The sequence below is a fragment of the Roseateles sp. PN1 genome (genome assembly GCF_038419725.1).
Classification (GTDB): Bacteria; Pseudomonadota; Gammaproteobacteria; order Burkholderiales; family Burkholderiaceae_C; genus Paucibacter_A.
The window spans coordinates 1-18,918 of record NZ_JBCARA010000012.1; the positions used below are offsets into that span (position 1 = coordinate 1).

The following is an 18,918-nucleotide window of genomic DNA, read 5'->3' on the forward strand; positions in this document are numbered from 1 at the left end:
TGAAATGCCTCAGCGCCGATGATAGTGCGGATTCCCGTGTGAAAGTAGGTCATCGTCAGGCTAATATTAAGCAAAACCCCCAGCTCGCAAGAGTTGGGGGTTTTTTGCTTTGGGGCTTCGCTTTAGATTAGGCGGTAGATATTCGCGCGGCCGCTCCCTGTATGTGATGGATTCAGTATGAGCTGGCCAACGGCCATTTCTCCAGTCGTTCAAGGTGGTGTTTGCCACCATGACTGTGGATCAGCACAAATTGAGTGGCGCTCCAGGAGATTGGTCGAATCGGCTGCTTGGATATTCGCCCATGGCTGAATAGCAGCGTCATGTGCGGAGTTCCCAGTGGATGGCGTGCGAAGCCATGCTCGGCAAGCGCCTGGGAGAGTTGTTGGATCAAGGACTGAAGTCCCGGATTCCTATGTTCCTGCTGAAAGACGAGGGCGCCGTGTCCGGTCAGGCTTTGCACTTGGTCGAACACAATCTGAATCGCATTTGCGCGGACCTGCTCGGCCGCTCGCGCGGCTGCCGACACAACGCTTTTTGGCACACCGTCTAGATAGTCGCCAATCACTTGCAGTGTGAGGTGGAGATCTGCTGCGGCAATCGGCGTGTCCGTCCAGCGCTGTTGCGCCAGGAGGGCTTGGGCTCGCTCATGGATGTGCTGAGCCTGTTCCGCAGATGGAAAAAGCGCGAACAGGAGTTTGTGCCCATAGTTGTGGCCGGAATGCGTGTGTGATGCTTGCGCGCTCAGACCTGGCAGGCTGGCGTCAAAGCCAGGTAGTTTCAGTTGTTCTGTCATGCCGGGCTAAAAAGAATTCAGAGATTGATGACCGCCTCATCATGGAGTTTGAGGGCACCCGCTTCGGCCAATTCTTGCAGAAGTGCCAAGCTCCAATCTGTAACTGACTGATCGTCGAAGTAATTCTGCCAAATGCTGACGTGAACGGTATTGCTCAATAACCAGTTGAGAAGGCCTTGGCGGCTTTGCCGTTCGATTTCGAGCAGCCGAAACTTGATCAAGGCTTTGGCGGCGTGGCGGGCGTGCCGATGGGGATTCGCCCGGAAAAAGGCCAAGCGCTTTCGGGCAGTTGCTAGTGCGGTCTTGGCATCATTGAATGCAGGGCCGTGGCCTGGAACGACGACGTACGCTGGCAGTGATTCAATCAGATCCAGTGTGGCCTCGACTTCGGCAAAGGCCTGCTCACAGGCCTTGTCTGCTGGGCCTAGCGCCGGAAAGACGATGCCAAAGCCGTGCTGCCAGAGCGCATCGGCAGAGATGAGGATGGCGGCCTCGGGTTCGAACAAAACGACGGAATGCGGGTCATGACCAGGGGCTGCATGAATCTGCCAACGGCGCCGACCCTGGATCAGTTCGCTGCCCGGGCTCAGGACTTGGCTTGGCACAAAGCGAGGGCAAGTTTGACCGGTGCTGCCATAGCTCAGTCCAGCCTCATCCCAACGTAATGCCGCATCGAAATCACCGGGCGGAATCGCGATCGGGCAGCCGAAGTGCTGGCTCAGCAAGGCATTGCCGCCGCAGTGGTCGGAGTGCAAATGGGTGTTGGCGATCAAGCGAAGGCTTGGCTGGGCCTCATCGGCCAGCGCGTGCTGCACCAAGGCCAAAGTTTGATCGCCGTGAGTGCAGTAACCGCTGTCGATCAGTACCGCGCCTTGCTCATCATCCTGCAGCAGCAGAGAGTTAGACGAGAGCCAGCCGCGCTCCAGCATGCGCACATCGGCGGGCAGCAAGGCGCTGCTGCTCATCAACTGCTGCGCAGCTCGCGGCGCAGGATCTTGCCGACATTGCTCTTGGGCAGCTCATCGCGGAACTCGATGTATTTGGGGCGCTTGTAGGCAGTCATTTGCTCTTGGCAGTAGCGGGCCAAGTCCTCTTCGGCCAGGGCCTGATCGCGCTTCACCACGAAGAGTTTGACGGCCTCGCCTGAGCGGCTGTCGTTAACGCCCACGGCGGCGCATTCGAGCACGCCTGGATGCATGCTGACGACTTGTTCGATCTCGGTCGGGTAGACGTTGAAGCCAGAGACCAAGATCATGTCCTTCTTGCGGTCCACGATGCGGACATGGCCGGTCTCATCCATCACGCCGATATCGCCGCTCTTGAAGAAGCCGTCGGCATACATGGCTTGGGCCGTGTCTTCGGGGCGGTTCCAGTAGCCGGCCATGACCTGGGGGCCGCGGATGCAGATTTCACCGCGCACGCCGATCGGTTGATCCTTGCCATCGTCATCGCGGATGGCGATCTCGGTCGAGGGCACGGGCAGGCCGATGCTGCCGTTGAAGGCGCTGATGTCCAGGCGATTGATGGTGGCGACCGGCGCGGTCTCTGACAGGCCGTAGCCCTCCACGACGGGGCAGCCGGTGATCTTGAGCCACTTCTCCGCGGTGGCTTGTTGAACCGCCATGCCGCCGCCATTGGAGATCAGCAATTCGCTAAAGTCCAGGCGGGCAAATCGGGGCTCATTCGCCAGGGCGTTGAAGAGCGTATTGACCGCCGGAAAAATGTGCACCTTGTGGCTTTGCAAGGTGTCGATGAAGCCGGGGATGTCGCGCGGGTTGGGAATCAAGAGATTCATCATGCCCATGCGGGTGCCCAGCATGTAGCAGGCCGTCAAGGCGAAGATGTGATACAGCGGCAGCGCACAAACAATGGTCAGGGCTTGTTGCTGATCGCCGCGCTGCTGCAGGGCGGGCATGAACCAGGCTTCGCTTTGCAAGATATTGGCCAGCACATTGCGGTGCAGCAGCGTGGCGCCCTTGGACAAACCGGTGGTGCCGCCGGTGTACTGCAAAAAGGCCACGTCGTCGGGCCCAAGCTCAGGGCGCTTCAGGTTCAGTTGGCGGCCGGCTTCCAGGGCTTTGTGAAAGCGGGTGACGTTGCGACCCTTGTCGGTCGGCAGTCGGAACTCGGGCACCATTTTCTTCACATGGCGCACGGCAAAGTTCAGCAGCGGGCCGCGCCACCAGTTCTGCAGATCGCCCATGGAGGCGATCAAGACTTGGCGCACGTCTGTCTGGTCAATGACTTCTTCAAGCGTGGCGGCGAAGTTCTCCAGCACGATGATGGCTTGCGCGCCGGAGTCCTTGAGTTGATGCGCCAACTCGCGCGGCGTGTAAAGCGGGTTGACGTTGACCACGATGCAGCCGGCGCGCAGCACCGCCGCGATGGCCACCATATAGGGCAGCACATTGGGCATCATGATGGCCACCCGTGCCCCTTTGGCCAGGCCTTTGCTCTGCAGCCATGCTGCCAAGGCGGTGGCATGCGCGTCCAGCTCGCCGTAGCTCAGCCGCTGGCCCATGCACTCGGCGGCATCGCGCTTGGCGTATTTGCGAAATGCCTCATCCAGCAAATCCACCAGCGAGCGGTAGACCCCGCAGTCGATCTCCGCCTGCACGCCGGGCGGGTAGCTTTTCAGCCAGGGCTTGGCGGTTGAGCTAGTGCCGTTTGATTCAGGCATTAGGCGATGGATGTCGGCGGTCGCTGTAGGCACGGGCAAAGCTCCAAAGTGGTTGGCGCCCATGGTGCGGGCAGCTGCCCGCTCCCGGCTAGGGTAATTGCCCTAGGGGCTCGTCACCTGGGAGACAGCGATTGGTCTCTAGCCGATGGACGGCGGCCTCGCTGAACAGCAGCGAGAGCAAGTTGAGTTCGCGCTGGCGGACGATGGCCAGAAAGTCGCTGGCGCCGCGCATGGCTTTGAAGGTGTCGAAGCCTTGTTCCAAAAAGCTCTGCAGCTCGGCCAAGCCGGCAGCTGCAGCCGGCCCGCGCATCAGGCGCAAGGCCTGGCGCAGCAAGGGCTTGCGGGTCAGCTCATCAAGTGAGCGGCCCACCTCCAGCGTCAACTCGATCTGCAGGCGCCGGTTCGCTTCGTCGCCGCAGTTGAACCAGGCGCGGGCGTAGCGGGGCGCCGTCAGGGCATCTTTGCCCAGCAAGGTGGCCATGCGGGAGTCAAAGCTCTCCGACAAGGCATGCAGCTGGGCAAGCCGGGCCACGGTGGCCACCACTTCATTGGGGAACAGCTTCACCATCGCCGGCACCACGCGGGCGAACTGGGCGTCCCGCCGGGAGAAGTCGGCCGGGCCGTAGAGATCTTCCAGGAAAAAGCGGGCGGGCTGGGCGTAGCGGCTGGAGTTCAGCAGATCGGTGTAAGTGCGCGCAAAGCGTTGCTGCTGGTAATGCTTGAGTGCCTCCACCTGGCGCGACAAGGCCGGGTCGCCGCTGCGCAGGCTGCGATGGCGCTCAACGTCTTGCAAATGGGCCAGGATGCTGGTGACGGAGGTTTCTGAATCCATGTGCGCCCGGGGCAGTGGTTTGCGCCTCATTGTGCCTGTGCCGGCTTTTACACTGCAGGCATGAATGCATGGATACAGCGGCTGCAATTTCTCTTGCGCCTCAGCGTGGGCCTGGGGCTCGTGGCTTACTTCGGCCAGCAAGGGCGGCCCGGTCTAGGCGTTGCTTTGGCGCTGCTGGCAGTGTTTGCTCACGCATGGGCGTCGCTGCCCTTGTTTGCCGCGCTGGCCTGGGTCAATCGCCAGCCGCATGGCCATGGCCCTGGCGCCTGGGCCTTGTTGCAAGCCTGGTGGCGGGAGTTGCCCGCGCTGGAGCGGGTTTTCTCCTGGCGCCAGCCCTTTGCGGCCCAAGCCTTTGCGCAGAATTTGCCCCTTGCCGCCTCGTCTGATCAGCCGCCGCCTCGCCGCACCGGCGTTTTGCTGGTGCATGGCTTTTGCTGCAATCGCGGTTTGTGGAATGGCTGGATGCAGCGCTTGCAGGCCGACGGCCATCCGTATCTCGCGCTGACGCTTGAGCCCGCCTTTGGCTCGATCGACGCCTATGCCGATGCCATCGAGACAGCATTGCGTGAGCTGACGCAGGCTAGCGGAGGCGCGCCACCGGTGATCGTGGCGCACAGCATGGGCGGCTTGGCGGTGCGGGCTTGGTGGCGGCGACATGGCTCGGGGGCTGTGCCTGGGGCGACGCGGGTGCGCCGGGTGCTGACCTTGGGAACGCCGCATGCCGGCACCTGGTCGGCCTATATGGCTGCAGCGCGCAATGCCCACGAGATGCGCTATGGCAGCCCCTGGCTGGCGCAATTGGCAGCGCAGGAGCCGGCGGACCTGGGCGCGCAGTTCGACTGCTATTTCAGCCACTGCGATCAGATCGTATTTCCCTCCAGCTCGGCCGTGTTGCCCGGCTCGCACGCCATCGAAATGACCGCCGTTGGGCATCTGGGCCTGGTGTTCGCGCCGCGCGTGTTGGCCGATTTGTTGCAATTGCTCGGCCAAGCCCCTGCCGGCGCCGCCACAACGCCCGCCGCGCATACAGCGCCCACAAAAAAGCCCTGAGGCACGGCCACCAGAGTGGCGCGCATCAGGGCTTGGCATTGACGGCGCGCTGCCGCGCCGGCCTGGCCTTGTTTACTTGACGGCTTCGTCCACCTTCAAAACGCCGCGGCGGATTTGATCCAGCTCGATGCTTTCGAACAGGGCTTTGAAGTTGCCTTCGCCGAAGCCTTCATTGCCCTTGCGCTGAATCAGCTCGAAGAAGATTGGGCCGATCACTTCCTTGGAGAAGATTTGCAGCAGCAGCTCGTTCGGGGCGTCCAGGTGGGCGGCGCCGTCGATCAGGATGCGCAGGCGGCGCAGCTCATCCACATTCTCGCCATGGCCGGGCAGGCGCTTGTCGATCAGGTCGAAATAGGTCTCGATGGTGTCTTGGAACTCGACGCCGGTGGCCTTCATGCCTTCCACCGTGCTGTAGATATTGTCCGTACCCATGGCCACGTGCTGGATGCCTTCGCCGCTGTAGAGGTCCAGGTACTCGGCGATCTGGCTCTTGTCGTCGCTGCTCTCGTTGATCGGGATACGGATCTTGCCGCAGGGGCTGGTCATGGCCTTGCTCTTCAGGCCGGTCAGCTTGCCTTCGATATCGAAGTAGCGCACTTCGCGGAAGTTGAAGAAGCGCTCGTAGAACTCGGCCCATTCCTTCATGCGGCCACGGAAGACGTTGTGCGTCAGGTGGTCGATATAGGTCAGGCCATGGCCCACGGGGTTGGCGGGCACGGCTTTGCCCTCGGCGTCGAGCAGCGGCACGAAGTCGACGTCGTAGATGCTGATATTGCCGATGGCGCCTTGCGGGGCGTCATCCTTGCCTTGCCAGCGGTCAACGAAATAGATCAGCGAATCGCCAATGCCCTTGATGGCCGGGATGTTCAGCTCCATCGGTCCGGCCTTGTTGTCAAAGCCCCAGGCGCCCAATTCCAGCGCGCGCTTGTAGGCCTGAGCCGCATCATTGACGCGGAAGGCAATGGCGCAGATCGAGGGGCCGTGCAAGCGCGCGAAGCGCTGAGCGAAGGAGTCGGCCTCGGCGTTGATGATGAAGTTCACGCCGCCTTGGCGGTACAGCGTGACGTTCTTGTGGCGGTGCTTGGCCACGGCGGTGAAGCCCATGGTTTCAAACAGCTTGCCCAGTTGGGCGGGTTCGGGGGCGGCGAATTCAATGAACTCAAAGCCGTTGGTGCCCATCGGGTTGTCCCAGGGGGTGAATGCCATGTTTTGCTCCTAGATGTTTTGCGCCAGCAGAACTCGCCCCGTGCCCGCCTTGAATGCGGCGTCAATCAATCCCGGCGGCGGCCCTGCGAAAGACTTGTGACTGTAGGGTCGGAGCTGCGCAGGATTCATGCGAACTCAGGCGTGCGCGAGCGCTGCCGCGCAGGAATCCTGCGACACTTTGCAGAATGGGAAATGAAATTCAGCTTGATGCGATTGATCGGCGCATTCTGAGAGCGTTGCAGCTTGACGGCCGCGTCACTTACGACGCCTTGGCCGAGCAAGTCAGCCTTTCCGCTTCGGCGGTGCTGCGCCGCGTGCGGCGCCTGGAAGAAAGCGGCGCCATCTCCGCCTATGTGGCCCTGGTGGCGCCCGCCAAGGTCGGCTTGGGGCTGACGGCCTATATCAATGTGCGCCTGGAAAAACACACCGAGAGCCATAAGCGCAACCCGATGGATTTGTTCCGCGCGGCGGTGCAGACCTGGCCGGAGGTGGTGGAATGCGCGGCGCTGACCGGCGAGATGGACTATCTGCTGCGCGTGGTGGTGCAGGACATGGCGCATTACGCCCGCTTCATCACCGACACCTTGCTCAAGCACCCTAGCGTGCAGGACTGCAAAACCAGCTTTGTGCTGGACCACCTGAAGAACACCACCGCCGTGCCGGTGTGAGGATGCTGCCCTGGGCGAGGCTTAGCTGGGCATTGCTGGGCTTAGATTGGCTTAACGCTTGCGCAGCTGCACCGCCAGCTCAAACCAGCCTTGGTTGTGGGCTTGTGAGGCATAGGGCGGCGCGGGCCAATCCCAGAGCGTGGCCGGGAACAGGGCCCGCATCGCATTGATGTCGCAGTGATAGGGCGGGCCTTCCACCGCGCCCTCGCTGGCGTTGTCGCGCCGCGCTTGCATGAACAAGGCCAGTAGGTAGCCGCCGGGCTTGAGCCAGCGGTGAATCTGCGCGGCATAGGTCTGCCAATGATCCGGGTGCAGGGCACACAAGCAGGTCTGTTCGTAGACCCGGTCGAGCAGCTCCGGCGCCTGCCACTGCAGCACATCGGCCAGATCCACCCGGCCCGGCAGTTGGCCCAGCTTGGCGCGCGCAATCTCCACGGCGGCGGGGGTGTAGTCCAGCCCGATGGCGGCCACGCCGGCCTCGCCCAGCGCCACCAGTTCATGGCCGCGGCCGCAGCCCGGCACCAGGATGTTCATGCCGGGGCGAATCACGCCGGCTGTCAGCCACTGCAGCAATTGCGGGTGCGGCGCGCCGCGGTCCCAGGCGGTCTGGCCGCTGGCGAAACGTTCTTTCCAAAATTCGGGGCTGGGGCCGGCCATGGTGGGTCTTTCAGTCAAATTCATGCAAGAGATTCAGGGTGGCTTGGTTGCCGAGTTTGAGCAGGTCGGCAATCTCGCAGACGTCATCGGGCACGGCCTCGTTGTCCCAACCGTCCGCCGTGTGGCGCGCCACGCGGATGGCGAGCTTGACGCATTGCACCTGCGGGTCGTGCTCGCGCGTGTCGTCGATGATGTTCTGCAGCAGCTCCGGCAGATGCCACTCGCGCAGCAAGGCGCGCTCCAGATCAGCCAGCTCGATATTGAGCACCTGGCGCTGCACCTCGGCGCTGCGCAGCTGCGGGTCGGCCAATTGGCGGCGGCGCATTTCTTGCGCCAGCTCTGGCGCATGCACCCACATCAGCATTTCGGCGAAGTCGTGCAAAAGCGCGGCGCTGTGGATGACCGGCGCATCCGGGTCGAGCCGGTGCACCGCAAAGCTCAAGGCCATGTGGGCGGCACGATCGGCGCGGCGCAGCACACGCTGCAAGCCTTCCAGCGCCCAGGGCTGCAGGGCCAGGCGTTCCTCCACCACCGCTTGCGGGCCGAAGGCGCGGAAGAAGGGCGTGATGCCCATCAGCACCAGCGCTGCGATGACGGTCTCGGCATCGGTCTGCACATGGCTCGACGCCTGGCCGGCACGTTGCTGGGCCACATGGGCCAGCACCTTCAGGCTCATCAGCGGGTCGCTGCCCATCATCTCGCCGAGGTTGTTGGCATCGGCCGCGTCCTCGTTGGCGCGCATCAGCTCGAGGTGATCGGCGGTTTCGGCCAGCACCGGAATTTCAGCGGCACTGAAAAATGCCACCCAACTGGCCAGGTCCGGCAGGGCCTGGCGCAAGGGCGGCAAGGGAAGAGGATCTGACATGGCGGTGATGTCCCGGGAGGCGATGCTGCGCATTTGAATGCGTCATCCTATCGCGGCCTCACCTGCGCCTGCGCACGACCTCCAGTTAGAGCATTTGATGCGCGTGGGCTGCCATGGCTTCACGCAAGAACCTCACCATATTCGGGTGGTAGCTGTTGTGGAAGTTGCGCATCTCGGTGTTCTCGGCATAGAACAAAGCCATGCCGATGTAAGCCAGTTTGCTGGGGCGGAAGAAGCGGCTGGCAATGGCGTAGTGCTGGGCCATCAGCGCCTGAACCTCATCCGCTTGCGCGGGGCTGCGGTCCACCAGCTGGGCCAGCCGCTGGTACAGCGCGTCCCAGTCGGCATGCGCCTGGCGCTTGTCGACATGGGACCACTGCGCGGTGCTGGCCAGTGAGTGGTTTTGTTCCTCGATCAAGGCCTGGCGGCATTGATCGAGTTCTTCGGCATAGGAGTTTTGCATCGCCTTCTTGATAGGACGGTTTGGGTTTTGCTTCACAGCCGCGTCACGCCAGGCAAGGTTCCCAGCAAGTGGCCATCCACATACAGCGCGCCCTCGGGTGCGGCGGCTTCGCTGTAGAACTCCAGCTCGGGCTTGCCCCGGCCGCCGCGGCGGTGCAGGCGCTGCAGCCGACAGGCCATGCGGGTCAGCAAGGCGCTGGCCCACAGCAAGGTAGTGACCAGGCGCAGGCGCCAAGCTTGGTGGGTGATGAGGCAGCTCTCGCGGCTGTCGTGAGCGCCGTGCAAGTCTCTCAATCTCAACATGATTCTTCTCCTGAGGCGGTGAGCGCTGGCAGCACCGCGTGATTGGCGTCAGGGACAGCGGTCGGGCCGGCCCAGGGCTTGAATTTGTTGGCGCAATTCGGTTTGCGCCTGCTGGCGTTTGGCGGCCTGGCTGCCACCGTGGCGGCCGGCCTGGCGCATCAGCGCCGGGGCCACCAAGGGATTTCGCGGCTTGCGCAGCTTGAGCAAGGCAGGGCCGCCCAAGGGGCGTGGAGAGGTGAACTGAGGCATGACAAATTCCTTTTCAGGCAATGCAGCGGCGCAACTGCAGCGCGGCAGCGTGTTTCAAGAGATCAGGACGAGAGAGCGAAAAGCGCAGGCCATGCCGCGGCTGAACCGGGGGTGTCGGCGAGATGGCGTGCGGTCAATGCGGCGCTCAGAACAGAGCGCAGCGGGTGTTGCTGGGATGGCGCGACTTCGTTGCGATGTGCGTCATCACAACTTGCGCAAATGATAAACGTTTGTTTATCTTGCGCAAGTTGTATTTATCACAAAGTGCTGGCGCTGGTTTTGACCTAGCGCTTCTTTGGTTTGAGTGGCGCGATGCCTTGCTGCAAGCGTCGCCACTCGTCCAGTTCGGCGGCACCGCCTGCGGGCGCAGAGTTGCCGGGCGCGGCGATGCCCTTGGCCAGGGCCTTCACAGGCGTTGGCTTGGGCGGCGTCGGTGCAGCTGGTGTGGCCGCAGGCAGCGTCAGCACCTCACCCAGCAGGTCCAGCAAACGGGTGCGGGCGCGCTGCGGGTGGCGGCGGTAATAGGTCAAGACCAGGCCGACGATAAAGCGTTCATCATCATCCTGGGGCAGGCTGGGCATCTCGTCCTGGGCTGCGCTTTTTCCCGCTTGCGGGGCCGCCTGGGGCTGGTCCATCCAGTAAGGCGGCTTGTGAAACAGCTGCTCGAACTGGCGCGCCAGGCGTTCGCCGATCTGGCGTGAGCGGCTCTTGATCTGGCTCCAGTAGCTGGGTTGGATCTGCAAACGTTCGGCGAAGCGCCGCTCCAGCCCGCGCAGAGTGGCCGGGTCGGGGTGCTTGACGGAGAGGGCAACGAATTCTTCGAATAGGCGCATCGCGTTGTCCAAACGGACCTGCGCGACGTCCACGGGGGAGGAGGTCATGCCCCAATGATAAAGCGAGGACATGCTGCGGCGCTGCGGCAGGTGCTTTCCGGGATCCGGTCAAGGCAGAGCCAAGGCCTGATGAAGTACCGCAAGCGCGAGGCCTGGCTGTAACTCGCCGTGCCGCCGCGCCGTTGCGGCGCTGTGCAGGCTCGTGCAGCGCGGGCACCCTCGGCCTATTCTTCCTCGCTGACCTTGTGCGCCGCCATTAGGGCCGCCTGCGTGTTTGGCGGCACGGGCTCGTAATGCGATAACTCGACGGTGTAGCGGCCCTGGCCGCTGGTCATGGCATTGAGCCGGGTCTGGTAGCTGGACAACTCGGCCAGCGGTGCCAGGCCTTGCACGATGATGCGATCCGGCACCGGGTTGCGCGTGCCGTTGACCTGGCCGCGCCGCGCCGCGAGGTCGCCGGTGATGTCGCCAATGGCGGCGGCCGGGGTGGTGATCTCTAGCGTCACCATCGGCTCCAGCACCAGCGGGCGGGCTTCGCGCACGGCCACCATCAGGGCGCGTTTTCCCGCGGTGACGAAGGCGATCTCCTTGCTGTCCACCGAATGGTGTTTGCCGTCGAACACGGTGACGCGCAAGTCCACCAGCGGGTAGCCCGCCACCACGCCTGCCGCCAGGCCGGCGCGCACGCCTTTCTCAACCGCCGGCATGAACTGGCCGGGTATCGTGCCGCCTTTGACCGCATCCACGAACTCAAAGCCGCCGCCGCGCGGCAAGGGCTCGATGCGCAGATAGACCTCGCCAAACTGGCCGGCCCCGCCGCTTTGCTTCTTGTGGCGGTAATGGCCTTCGGCGGCTGCCGCGATGGTCTCGCGGTAGGCCACCCGGGGCGGATGGGTGATGACTTCGAAGCGGTAGCTCTCACGCAAGCGCTCCAGCAGCATGCGCAGATGCAAGTCGCCCAGGCCAAAGATGACGGTCTCGCCGGTCTGGCCGTCGCGATCAATCTTCAGGCAGGGGTCTTCCTCGGCCAGGCGATGCAGGGTCTCCCACAGGCGCTGCTCGTCGCCATGGCGGGCCGGCGCGATGGCCAGGCCATGCACGGGTTGCGGAAACTCCAGCGGGGCGAGGTGGATGTGCTCGTCCTCGGGCGCGTCATGCAGCACGGCGTCGTAAACCAATTCATCGATCTTGGCCACCGCGCACAGCTCCCCCGGCAGCACGCGGTCCACCTCGATGTGCTTGGCGCCTTGCAAAAGGAAGAGGTGGCCGATGCGCACCGGCTTGCGCGCATGGCCGACGAAGAGCTGGCTGTTGCGGCTCAGCGTGCCCTGGTGCACGCGCAACATGCCGAGCTTGCCCAGATAAGGGTCTGAGTTGACCTTGAACACATGGGCCAGCACATGGGCACTGGGCTCGGGGCGCAGCACCAGCGCTTCAGCGTCCGCGCCTTCACCGCGCACAAAGCGGGCCGGGTTGCCCTCGGCCGGGTTGGGTAGCAGGTGGCCGATGATGGCCAGCAACTCCGCCACGCCCGCGCCGCTGCGCGCGGAGGTGAAGCAAACCGGAATCAGATGGCCCTCACGCAAGGCCTGCTCCAGCGGCTCGTGCAGTTCGCGCGGATCCACATCGCCATCGTTGAGGTAGCGGTCAACAAAGGCGGCGTCCACCTCCACCACTTGCTCCACCAGCGCGCGGTGGGCCTCGGCAACGCTGGAGAAATCGGCCGCGCCGCTGCTGGCGAAAAAGCAGTCCTGCACGCGGCGCCCGCCATCGGCCGGCAGATTGAGTGGCAGGCATTCGCGCCCGAACACTTCTTGCAATTGCGCCAGCAGGGCCGGCAGGTTCAGCTCGGCCGCATCGATCTTGTTGATCACAATCAGCCGGCATAGGCCGCGCTGGCCGGCTGCCTCCAGCATGCGCGAGGCCATCAACTCCAGGCCGTTCTGCGCGTTGATCACGATCACGGCCGAGTCCACCGCTTCCAGCGCGGGCAGGGATTGGCCGATGAAGTCCGGCGCACCGGGGGTGTCGATGGCGTGGATGCGCAGGCCGGCATGATCCATGTGAACGAGGCTGGCATACAGCGAGTGCTGCAAGCGCCGCTCCAGCCCATCGAAGTCGCTGACCGTGTTGCCGCGCTCAACCGTGCCTGCCTGCGCGGTCACGCCGCTGTGTTGCAGCAAGGCCTCCAACAGCGTGGTCTTGCCCGAGGCCGCCGCCCCGAGCAGGGCCAGGCTGCGAATGCCGCTCACATCAGCAGGCGAGGGCGCCTGCGCTGCAATGGAAAGAGGGCTGGGCATGGGCGGCTCCTTTTTGCTGGCATCACGGTGTTGCGGTCGAACGCCCCAGCGTAAGTGAAGCCTTGCGGGCTTTCAAGCCCCATTTCGCAAGTCGCTGTTCGCTCACGGATCGACGCGCTCACCCATTCAGCCCCGGCCTCCCGGCTGCGGCGATGTGCCTTCGCTTCCGCCCACTTGCGGCCAACATGCTGCCGGCGAACGTCGGCAATCGGCCCGGTGTGCCGTCTACTTGAGCGGGATGGGGCTGGCTTTGTCCACCGGCACGGCCGTCACGCTGTTTTGCGGTGAGCCTTCGATGACGCGGTCGGAGTAAGTTAGGTAGACCAGGGTATTGCGTTTGGCGTCCACCATGCGCACCACGCGCAGGCGCTTGAACACCAGCGAGGCGCGCTCGCTGAACACCTCTTCTTGCTTGGGCAAGGGCTTGGCGAAGCTGATCGTGCCAGTCTGGCGGCAGGCGATCGAGGCTTCGGACTTGTCTTCCGCCAACCCGAGTGCCCCCGAAACGCCGCCGGTCTTGGCGCGCGACACATAGCAGGTGACGCCTGGCACCTTGGGGTCGTCGTAGGCGGTGACCACGATTTTGTGATCCGGGCCAATCAGCTTGAACACGGTGTCGACTTCGCCCACTGGGTCGGCACGCAGATTGGGGGCGGCCGTCAGCAGCAGGGCGGCGGTCAGGGCAAGCAAGGAGGGGAATGCGTGTTTCATGGGCAGGGAAATCCGGTCGCGATGAGTGGGGGCAGTATCTCCGAGCGGTGGTTATTGTTCTCAGCCTTTATGCTGCAAGCCATGAGCCACCTGTCGCATGCTGTGCTGCGCGCGCCCCTGCGAGGCTGGGCGCTGTTGGGCGTTTTGGGCGTCTTGGGTGTCTCGCTCTTGACGCTTTTTTGGGCGACAGCGGCGCTCGCCGAGCCCGAGCCTCTGCGCATTGGCTCCAAGCGCTTCACCGAGAGCTACATCCTGGCCGAGGTGCTGGCGCAGACCGTGCAGGCTGGCAGTGTGGGCAGTCGGGTTGAAATCAAGCAAGGCCTGGGCAATACGGCCATCGTCTACGCGGCCTTGCAGGCCGGCAGCATCGATCTCTATCCCGAGTATTTGGGCACGGTGAATCGCGAGATTCTGAAGAACAGCGGGCCCACCGATCTCGCTACCCTGCGCGCCCAACTCAAGCCCCTGGGTTTGGGCCTGGACATTGCCCTGGGCTTCAACAACGGCTATGCCCTGGCGGTGCAAGCGGATCTGGCGCAGCGCCTGGGTTTAACCAAGCTCTCCGATCTGGCCCATCAGCCGGGGTTGCGCCTGGGCCTCAGCAATGAGTTCATCGGCCGCGCCGACGGTTGGCCGGGCTTGGCGCAGCGCTACGGCTTGAAGCACAAGCCGCAAGGCCTGGACCACGGCCTGGCCTTCGAAGCCATCGCGGCTGGCCAGGTGGATGTGATCGACATCTACACCACCGACGCCAAAATCGCGCAGCAAGGCCTGCGCCTGCTGCAAGATGATGGCGCTTACTTTGCGCGTTATGACGCGATGCTGCTGTACCGGCTAGACCTGCCGCAGCGCCACCCCGAAGCCTGGGCGAAGCTGCACAGCCTGCGTGGCCGCATCGACGAGGCGGCGATGATCCGCATGAATGCCCAAGCGGAATTGCAGGGGCAGGGCTTTGCGGCGATTGCCAAGGAATTCCTGGCGGCCGGGCCGGCGCCGTCCGCCTTGCCTGCGTCAACTGTTTCCACCAATAGCTATTGGGTCAAGCTCACCGGCCCGGATCTGGCCCGATTGACTTGGCAGCATCTGAGCCTGGTTTTGGGCTCCGTGGGCCTGGCGGCATTGCTGGGCATTCCCTTGGCCACCTGGGTGGCGCCGCATTCGCGGCTGCGCGGTCTTGTGCTGGGCGCCACGGGTCTGGCGCAAACCGTGCCGGCGCTGGCGCTGTTGGCCGTGTTGATCTCGGCCTTCAATCAGATCGGCACATTGCCCGCCTTGCTGGCGCTGACGCTCTATGCCTTGCTGCCCATCATGCGCAATACCTGCACCGGCTTGGCCGAAGTGCCGGCGGGCCTGCGCTTGGCCGGCATGGCGATGGGTTTCACGACCTGGCAGCGCCTGCGCTTGATTGACTTGCCGCTGGCCGCGCCGGTGATCTTGGCCGGCCTGCGCACCGCCACCAGCATTGCCGTGGGCACGGCCACCATCGCCGCCTTCATCGGCGCGGGTGGCTATGGCGAACGCATCGTCACCGGCTTGGCGCTCAACGACCGCGGCTTGCTGCTGGCTGGCGCTTTGCCCGCTGCGCTGCTGGCGCTGGCGTTCGAGGGCTTGTTTGCTCTTCTTGCCCGCCAGCTGCGGCGCCCGGATCAGGCGGACTTTTTGGCCGCACCCAGATAGGTTTCGATCACACGGGGGTCGCGCGCCAACTCATTGGCCGGGCCTTGCAAACCGATTTCGCCGGTCTCCAGCACATAGCCGTAGTCGGCCACTTCCAGCGCGGCGCGGGCGTTTTGCTCGATCAGCAGGATGGACACGCCCGTATCGCGCAGGCGCGCGACGATGCGGAAAATCTCCTTCACCACCAGTGGCGCCAGGCCGAGGCTGGGCTCGTCCAGCATCAGCACGCGGGGCTGCGCCATCAGGGCGCGGCCCACGGCCAGCATTTGCCGCTCGCCGCCCGACAAGGTGCCGGCCAATTGCTCACGCCGCTCTTTCAGGCGAGGGAACAGGGCGTAGACCTTGTCCAGGCCCTCGCGCCAGTCCTGCTGGCCCAGGCGCATGGGCCGGTAGCCGCCGAGGATCAGGTTGTCCACCACGCTCATGGTGGTGAAGAGCTCGCGCTTTTCGGGCACCAAGGCCAGGCCCTTCATCACCCGCTCTTCCAAGCCCAGGGTGCTGATGTCCTCGCCGTCCAGCAAGACCTGACCCTTGGCGGGCAGCACGCCCATCAAGGCGTTCAGCGTGGTGCTCTTGCCCGCGCCATTGGGGCCGATCACGGTCACCACCGCGCCTTCGGGCAGGTTCAGGCTGAGATTGCTCAGCACCTCCGCGCGGCCGTAGCCGGCGTGCAGGCCCTTCACATCAAGAAGTAATTTGCTCATCTGACGGTGTCTCTCAATGGTCGGTGCCGAGGTAGGCGGCGCGCACGATGGGGCTGGCCTGGATTTCGTCCGGCGTGCCCTCAATCAATTTGGTGCCGAACTCCATCACCACGATGCGGTCGGTCAGGCCCATCACGAATTCCATGTCGTGTTCCACCAGCAGCACGCTCATGCCTTCGCGCTTGAGCTGGCGCAGCACTTCGCCCAGGGCTTGCTTTTCCTTGTGGCGCAGCCCCGCGGCGGGCTCGTCGAGCAGCAGCAAGGCTGGGTCCGTGCACAGGGCGCGGGCGATCTCCATCAGGCGTTGCGGCCCCAGGGCCAGGTTGCCGGCCAGCTCAAACATCTGCCCGGCCATGCCTATGCGCTGGAGCTGCTTTTCGGCCTCAGCGAAGAGGCGCTTTTCTTCCTCTTTGTCGAGGCCAAGAACGCCTGCCGCCACGCCCTTGTTGCTGCGCAAATAACCGCCCAGCGCGACGTTCTCCAGCACCGTCATGTCGGCAATCATCTTGACGTGTTGGAAGGTGCGCGACATGCCGATGCGGGCAATCTCGCGCGAAGTTTTGCCGCCCACCGCCTGGCCGCGGAAACGCACGCCGCCGCTGCTCAAAGGCAAGACGCCCGAGATCAGATTGAAGGTGGTGCTCTTGCCCGCGCCATTGGGGCCGATCAGGCCGATGATCTCGCCGGCATGGATCTGGAAGGACACATCGTTTACTGCCACCAAGCCGCCGAACTGCTTGCGCACCTTGTCAACGTCCAGCAGTAATTCCTGCGGCGCCGGCTTGTCGCGTGCCTGCAGGGGTGCTGCGCCTTGCCAATCGCGCTTGCGCGGCTCGGCCGGGAACCAGCGTGACAAGGCTGCGGTCGTGTAAGGCCAGATGCCTTTGGGCGCGTACTTAATGATCAGCACCAGCACGATGCCCAGCACGATGATTTCGAAATTGCCGCTGCTGCCCAGCAGGGCGGGCAGCAGCTCCTTCAGCTGGTCTTCGATGATCTTGAACACGCCCGCGCCGATGAAAGCGCCCCACACCGTGCCCACGCCGCCCACCACGGCCATGAAGAGGTATTCGATGCCCATCTTCAGCGCGAAGGGGCTGGGGTTGACGCTGCGCTGCAGGTGGGCAAACAGCCAGCCCGAGATCGAGGCCAGCAAGGCCGCCAACACGAAGATGATGACCTTGTAGCGGAAGGTCGACACGCCCATGGCTTCGGCCATGGTGGTGGCGCCGTTCAGGGCGCGGATGGCCCGGCCCGAGCGTGAGTCCAGCAGGTTCAGCAAGCCCCAGGCCGCCAGCAGGGCGATCACCCAGATCAGGTAGTAGATGGCGCGGCCGTCTTGCAGGCTGATGTTGAGGAAGTGGATGGGCGGCATGCCCTGGATGCCGTCGTACTTGCCCAGGAACTCCATATTCGCCATGGTGTAGTTCAGGCTCAAAGCCCAGGCGATGGTGGCCAGCGGCAAGTAGTGGCCCGACATGCGCAGGGTCAGCAGGCCCAGCACCAGCGCCACACCGGCCGTGACAAGCAAACCGGCCAACAGACCCAGCCAGGGCGAGGCGCCAAACTGGGTGCTCAGCAAGGCCGTGGTGTAGGCGCCCAGACCCACAAAAGCGGCTTGGCCGAAGGAGGTCAGGCCGCCCACGCCGGTCAGCAGCACCAGGCCGGCGCTGACCAGCGCGAACAGGCCGATGTAGTTGAGCTGGGTGATCCAGAACTCAGGCACCGGCAGCAAGGGCAGGGCGAACAGCAGGGCCAGGGCGGCCAGGGAAAAGATTTTTCGCAAGTTCATTTTCTTCGCCAGTTGGGGGCAGTGCGTGCCGGCATTGGCCAGGCTCGCCTGCCCCACAAGGTTTTAGGATTCTTCGTGATGCGGGTTGCGCAGCGAACGCCACAGCAGCACCGGCAAGATGGAGGTGAACACAATCACCTCCTTGAAGGAGCTGGCCCAGAAGGAGCTGAAGGACTCCAGCAAGCCCACCAGCACGGCGCCCAGCGCCGCACCGGGGTAGCTGGCCAGGCCGGCGAAGACGGCGGCGACAAAGCCTTTCAAGCCAATCAGGAAGCCGCTGTCGTAGAAGATCGTGGTGGTCGGGCTGATCAAGACGCCCGACAAGGCGCCGATGAAGGCGGCCATCGTGAAGGACAAGCGTCCGGCTGAACTGCTTGAAATACCCATCAGGCGGGCGCCCAACTGGTTCACCGCCGTGGCCCGCAAAGCCTTGCCGTACAGGCTGCGCTCAAAGAACAACCACAGCGAGATGATCAGCGCGGCCGAGGCCAGGATGATGATCAGCGTCTGCCCCGATATCAGCAGCGGCCCGGCCGTGAAAGATGCATCCCAAAAGCTCGGGTTGCGTGAACCCTCGGCGCCGAAAAACACCAGGCCAAGGCCGGTCAAAGCGAAGTGCACACCAACTGACACGATCAGCAGCACCAGCACCGAGGCCTCGGCCAAGGACTCGTAAGCCAGCCGATACAGCAGCGGCCCCATGGCCGTGACAACGGCCAGCGTCAGCAAGACTTGCAGCAGCAGCGACAACTGCTGCGGCGCCGCCCACAAGGCCAGCAGGCCGATGGCCGCGGGCGGCAATAGCGCGCGCAGTACCTGTTTCACGACCAGACCGACGGCTTTGCCGGCGCGCAGCCCGGCCACCAGATCCAGCACAGCCACCAGGACGGCCAAGACCAGCAAGAAGGCGATGGTGCCGGGGGTCTTGCCCATTTGCAGGCCCGCCAGGGTGAGGGCGCCAAAGGCCACAAACTCACCTTGCGGAATGAAGATGATGCGAGTGACGGCGAACACAAGCACGGTGGCCAGGGCCAGCAAGGCGTAAATCGCCCCGTTGGTCAGGCCGTCTAGCATCAGGATGCTGGCGATTGAGAAATCCATAAGGGCGTAGGTCTCCGGAAGGCTTGCGGTGCACT

General features: G+C 63.9%; 19 protein-coding genes. 3 read left to right on the plus strand and 16 right to left on the minus strand.

Annotation, left to right across the window (positions count from 1 at the left end; genetic code table 11):
- Window positions 1-172 precede the first annotated feature (172 nt).
- From AABB87_RS17665 to AABB87_RS17680, 4 genes are all read right to left on the minus strand, one after another.
- On the minus strand, window positions 173-793 hold the full coding sequence (locus AABB87_RS17665; RefSeq protein ID WP_341972590.1) for a 2'-5' RNA ligase family protein: 621 nt from the start codon (window positions 791-793) through the stop codon (window positions 173-175).
- A 17-nt stretch (window positions 794-810) separates the two neighbouring features.
- Window positions 811-1,758 carry an MBL fold metallo-hydrolase gene (locus tag AABB87_RS17670; RefSeq protein WP_341972591.1) on the minus strand — a complete coding sequence of 316 codons (948 nt, stop codon included), beginning with the start codon at window positions 1,756-1,758 and terminating at the stop codon, window positions 811-813.
- A complete protein-coding gene (locus AABB87_RS17675) occupies window positions 1,758-3,473 on the minus strand; it encodes a long-chain-fatty-acid--CoA ligase (protein ID WP_341972741.1) in 1,716 nt (571 codons plus the stop codon). The genes AABB87_RS17670 and AABB87_RS17675 overlap by 1 nt, the downstream gene beginning before the upstream one ends.
- Window positions 3,474-3,561: 88 nt before the next feature.
- Window positions 3,562-4,305 (minus strand): FFLEELY motif protein, encoded by a 744-nt coding sequence (locus AABB87_RS17680; protein ID WP_341972592.1) that lies wholly within the window; start codon window positions 4,303-4,305, stop codon window positions 3,562-3,564.
- A 60-nt stretch (window positions 4,306-4,365) separates the two neighbouring features.
- Between AABB87_RS17680 and AABB87_RS17685 the strand changes: the two genes are divergently transcribed.
- A complete protein-coding gene (locus AABB87_RS17685) occupies window positions 4,366-5,355 on the plus strand; it encodes an esterase/lipase family protein (protein WP_341972593.1) in 990 nt (329 codons plus the stop codon).
- Between the two features lie 72 nt (window positions 5,356-5,427).
- Here the strand turns inward: AABB87_RS17685 and hppD are convergent, their stop codons facing one another.
- The gene (gene hppD / locus AABB87_RS17690) at window positions 5,428-6,561 is read right to left on the minus strand and encodes a 4-hydroxyphenylpyruvate dioxygenase (RefSeq protein ID WP_058718362.1); all 1,134 of its coding nucleotides are present in this window, start codon (window positions 6,559-6,561) and stop codon (window positions 5,428-5,430) included.
- 185 nt (window positions 6,562-6,746) lie between these two features.
- Between hppD and AABB87_RS17695 the strand changes: the two genes are divergently transcribed.
- Window positions 6,747-7,229 carry an Lrp/AsnC family transcriptional regulator gene (locus AABB87_RS17695; protein WP_058718363.1) on the plus strand — a complete coding sequence of 161 codons (483 nt, stop codon included), beginning with the start codon at window positions 6,747-6,749 and terminating at the stop codon, window positions 7,227-7,229.
- A gap of 51 nt (window positions 7,230-7,280) precedes the next feature.
- Here the strand turns inward: AABB87_RS17695 and AABB87_RS17700 are convergent, their stop codons facing one another.
- The 8 genes from AABB87_RS17700 to AABB87_RS17735 form a co-directional block, all read right to left on the minus strand.
- Window positions 7,281-7,886: a methyltransferase domain-containing protein gene (locus AABB87_RS17700; protein WP_341972594.1), complete on the minus strand. Its 606-nt coding sequence runs from the start codon at window positions 7,884-7,886 to the stop codon at window positions 7,281-7,283.
- 10 nt (window positions 7,887-7,896) lie between these two features.
- Window positions 7,897-8,751, minus strand: coding sequence for an HDOD domain-containing protein (locus AABB87_RS17705; protein WP_341972595.1), 855 nt, complete (start codon window positions 8,749-8,751; stop codon window positions 7,897-7,899).
- A gap of 85 nt (window positions 8,752-8,836) precedes the next feature.
- Window positions 8,837-9,214, minus strand: a complete 378-nt coding sequence (locus tag AABB87_RS17710; protein WP_341972596.1) for a TipAS antibiotic-recognition domain-containing protein — start codon at window positions 9,212-9,214, stop codon at window positions 8,837-8,839.
- Window positions 9,215-9,246: 32 nt separating this feature from the next.
- Window positions 9,247-9,516: a hypothetical protein gene (locus AABB87_RS17715; protein WP_341972597.1), complete on the minus strand. Its 270-nt coding sequence runs from the start codon at window positions 9,514-9,516 to the stop codon at window positions 9,247-9,249.
- Between the two features lie 48 nt (window positions 9,517-9,564).
- The gene (locus AABB87_RS17720; protein ID WP_341972598.1) at window positions 9,565-9,765 is read right to left on the minus strand and encodes a hypothetical protein; all 201 of its coding nucleotides are present in this window, start codon (window positions 9,763-9,765) and stop codon (window positions 9,565-9,567) included.
- A 284-nt stretch (window positions 9,766-10,049) separates the two neighbouring features.
- Window positions 10,050-10,646: a hypothetical protein gene (locus tag AABB87_RS17725; RefSeq protein ID WP_341972599.1), complete on the minus strand. Its 597-nt coding sequence runs from the start codon at window positions 10,644-10,646 to the stop codon at window positions 10,050-10,052.
- A 176-nt stretch (window positions 10,647-10,822) separates the two neighbouring features.
- Window positions 10,823-12,898, minus strand: coding sequence for an elongation factor G (gene fusA, locus AABB87_RS17730; RefSeq protein ID WP_341972600.1), 2,076 nt, complete (start codon window positions 12,896-12,898; stop codon window positions 10,823-10,825).
- A gap of 225 nt (window positions 12,899-13,123) precedes the next feature.
- Entirely contained in the window at window positions 13,124-13,609 is a 486-nt protein-coding gene (locus tag AABB87_RS17735; RefSeq protein WP_341972601.1) for a CreA family protein, read from the minus strand.
- An 81-nt stretch (window positions 13,610-13,690) separates the two neighbouring features.
- On the opposite strand from AABB87_RS17735, the gene AABB87_RS17740 reads away from it, so the two are divergent.
- The gene (locus tag AABB87_RS17740; protein ID WP_341972602.1) at window positions 13,691-15,286 is read left to right on the plus strand and encodes a glycine betaine ABC transporter substrate-binding protein; all 1,596 of its coding nucleotides are present in this window, start codon (window positions 13,691-13,693) and stop codon (window positions 15,284-15,286) included.
- On the opposite strand, the gene AABB87_RS17745 is transcribed toward AABB87_RS17740, so the two are convergent.
- From AABB87_RS17745 to AABB87_RS17755, 3 genes are all read right to left on the minus strand, one after another.
- Window positions 15,256-15,990, minus strand: coding sequence for an ABC transporter ATP-binding protein (locus tag AABB87_RS17745; protein ID WP_341972603.1), 735 nt, complete (start codon window positions 15,988-15,990; stop codon window positions 15,256-15,258). The genes AABB87_RS17740 and AABB87_RS17745 overlap by 31 nt on opposite strands.
- 13 nt (window positions 15,991-16,003) lie before the next feature.
- A complete protein-coding gene (locus AABB87_RS17750) occupies window positions 16,004-17,782 on the minus strand; it encodes a branched-chain amino acid ABC transporter ATP-binding protein/permease (protein ID WP_341972604.1) in 1,779 nt (592 codons plus the stop codon).
- A 63-nt stretch (window positions 17,783-17,845) separates the two neighbouring features.
- Window positions 17,846-18,883: a branched-chain amino acid ABC transporter permease gene (locus tag AABB87_RS17755; RefSeq protein WP_341972605.1), complete on the minus strand. Its 1,038-nt coding sequence runs from the start codon at window positions 18,881-18,883 to the stop codon at window positions 17,846-17,848.
- Between the last annotated feature and the right edge of the window lie 35 nt (window positions 18,884-18,918).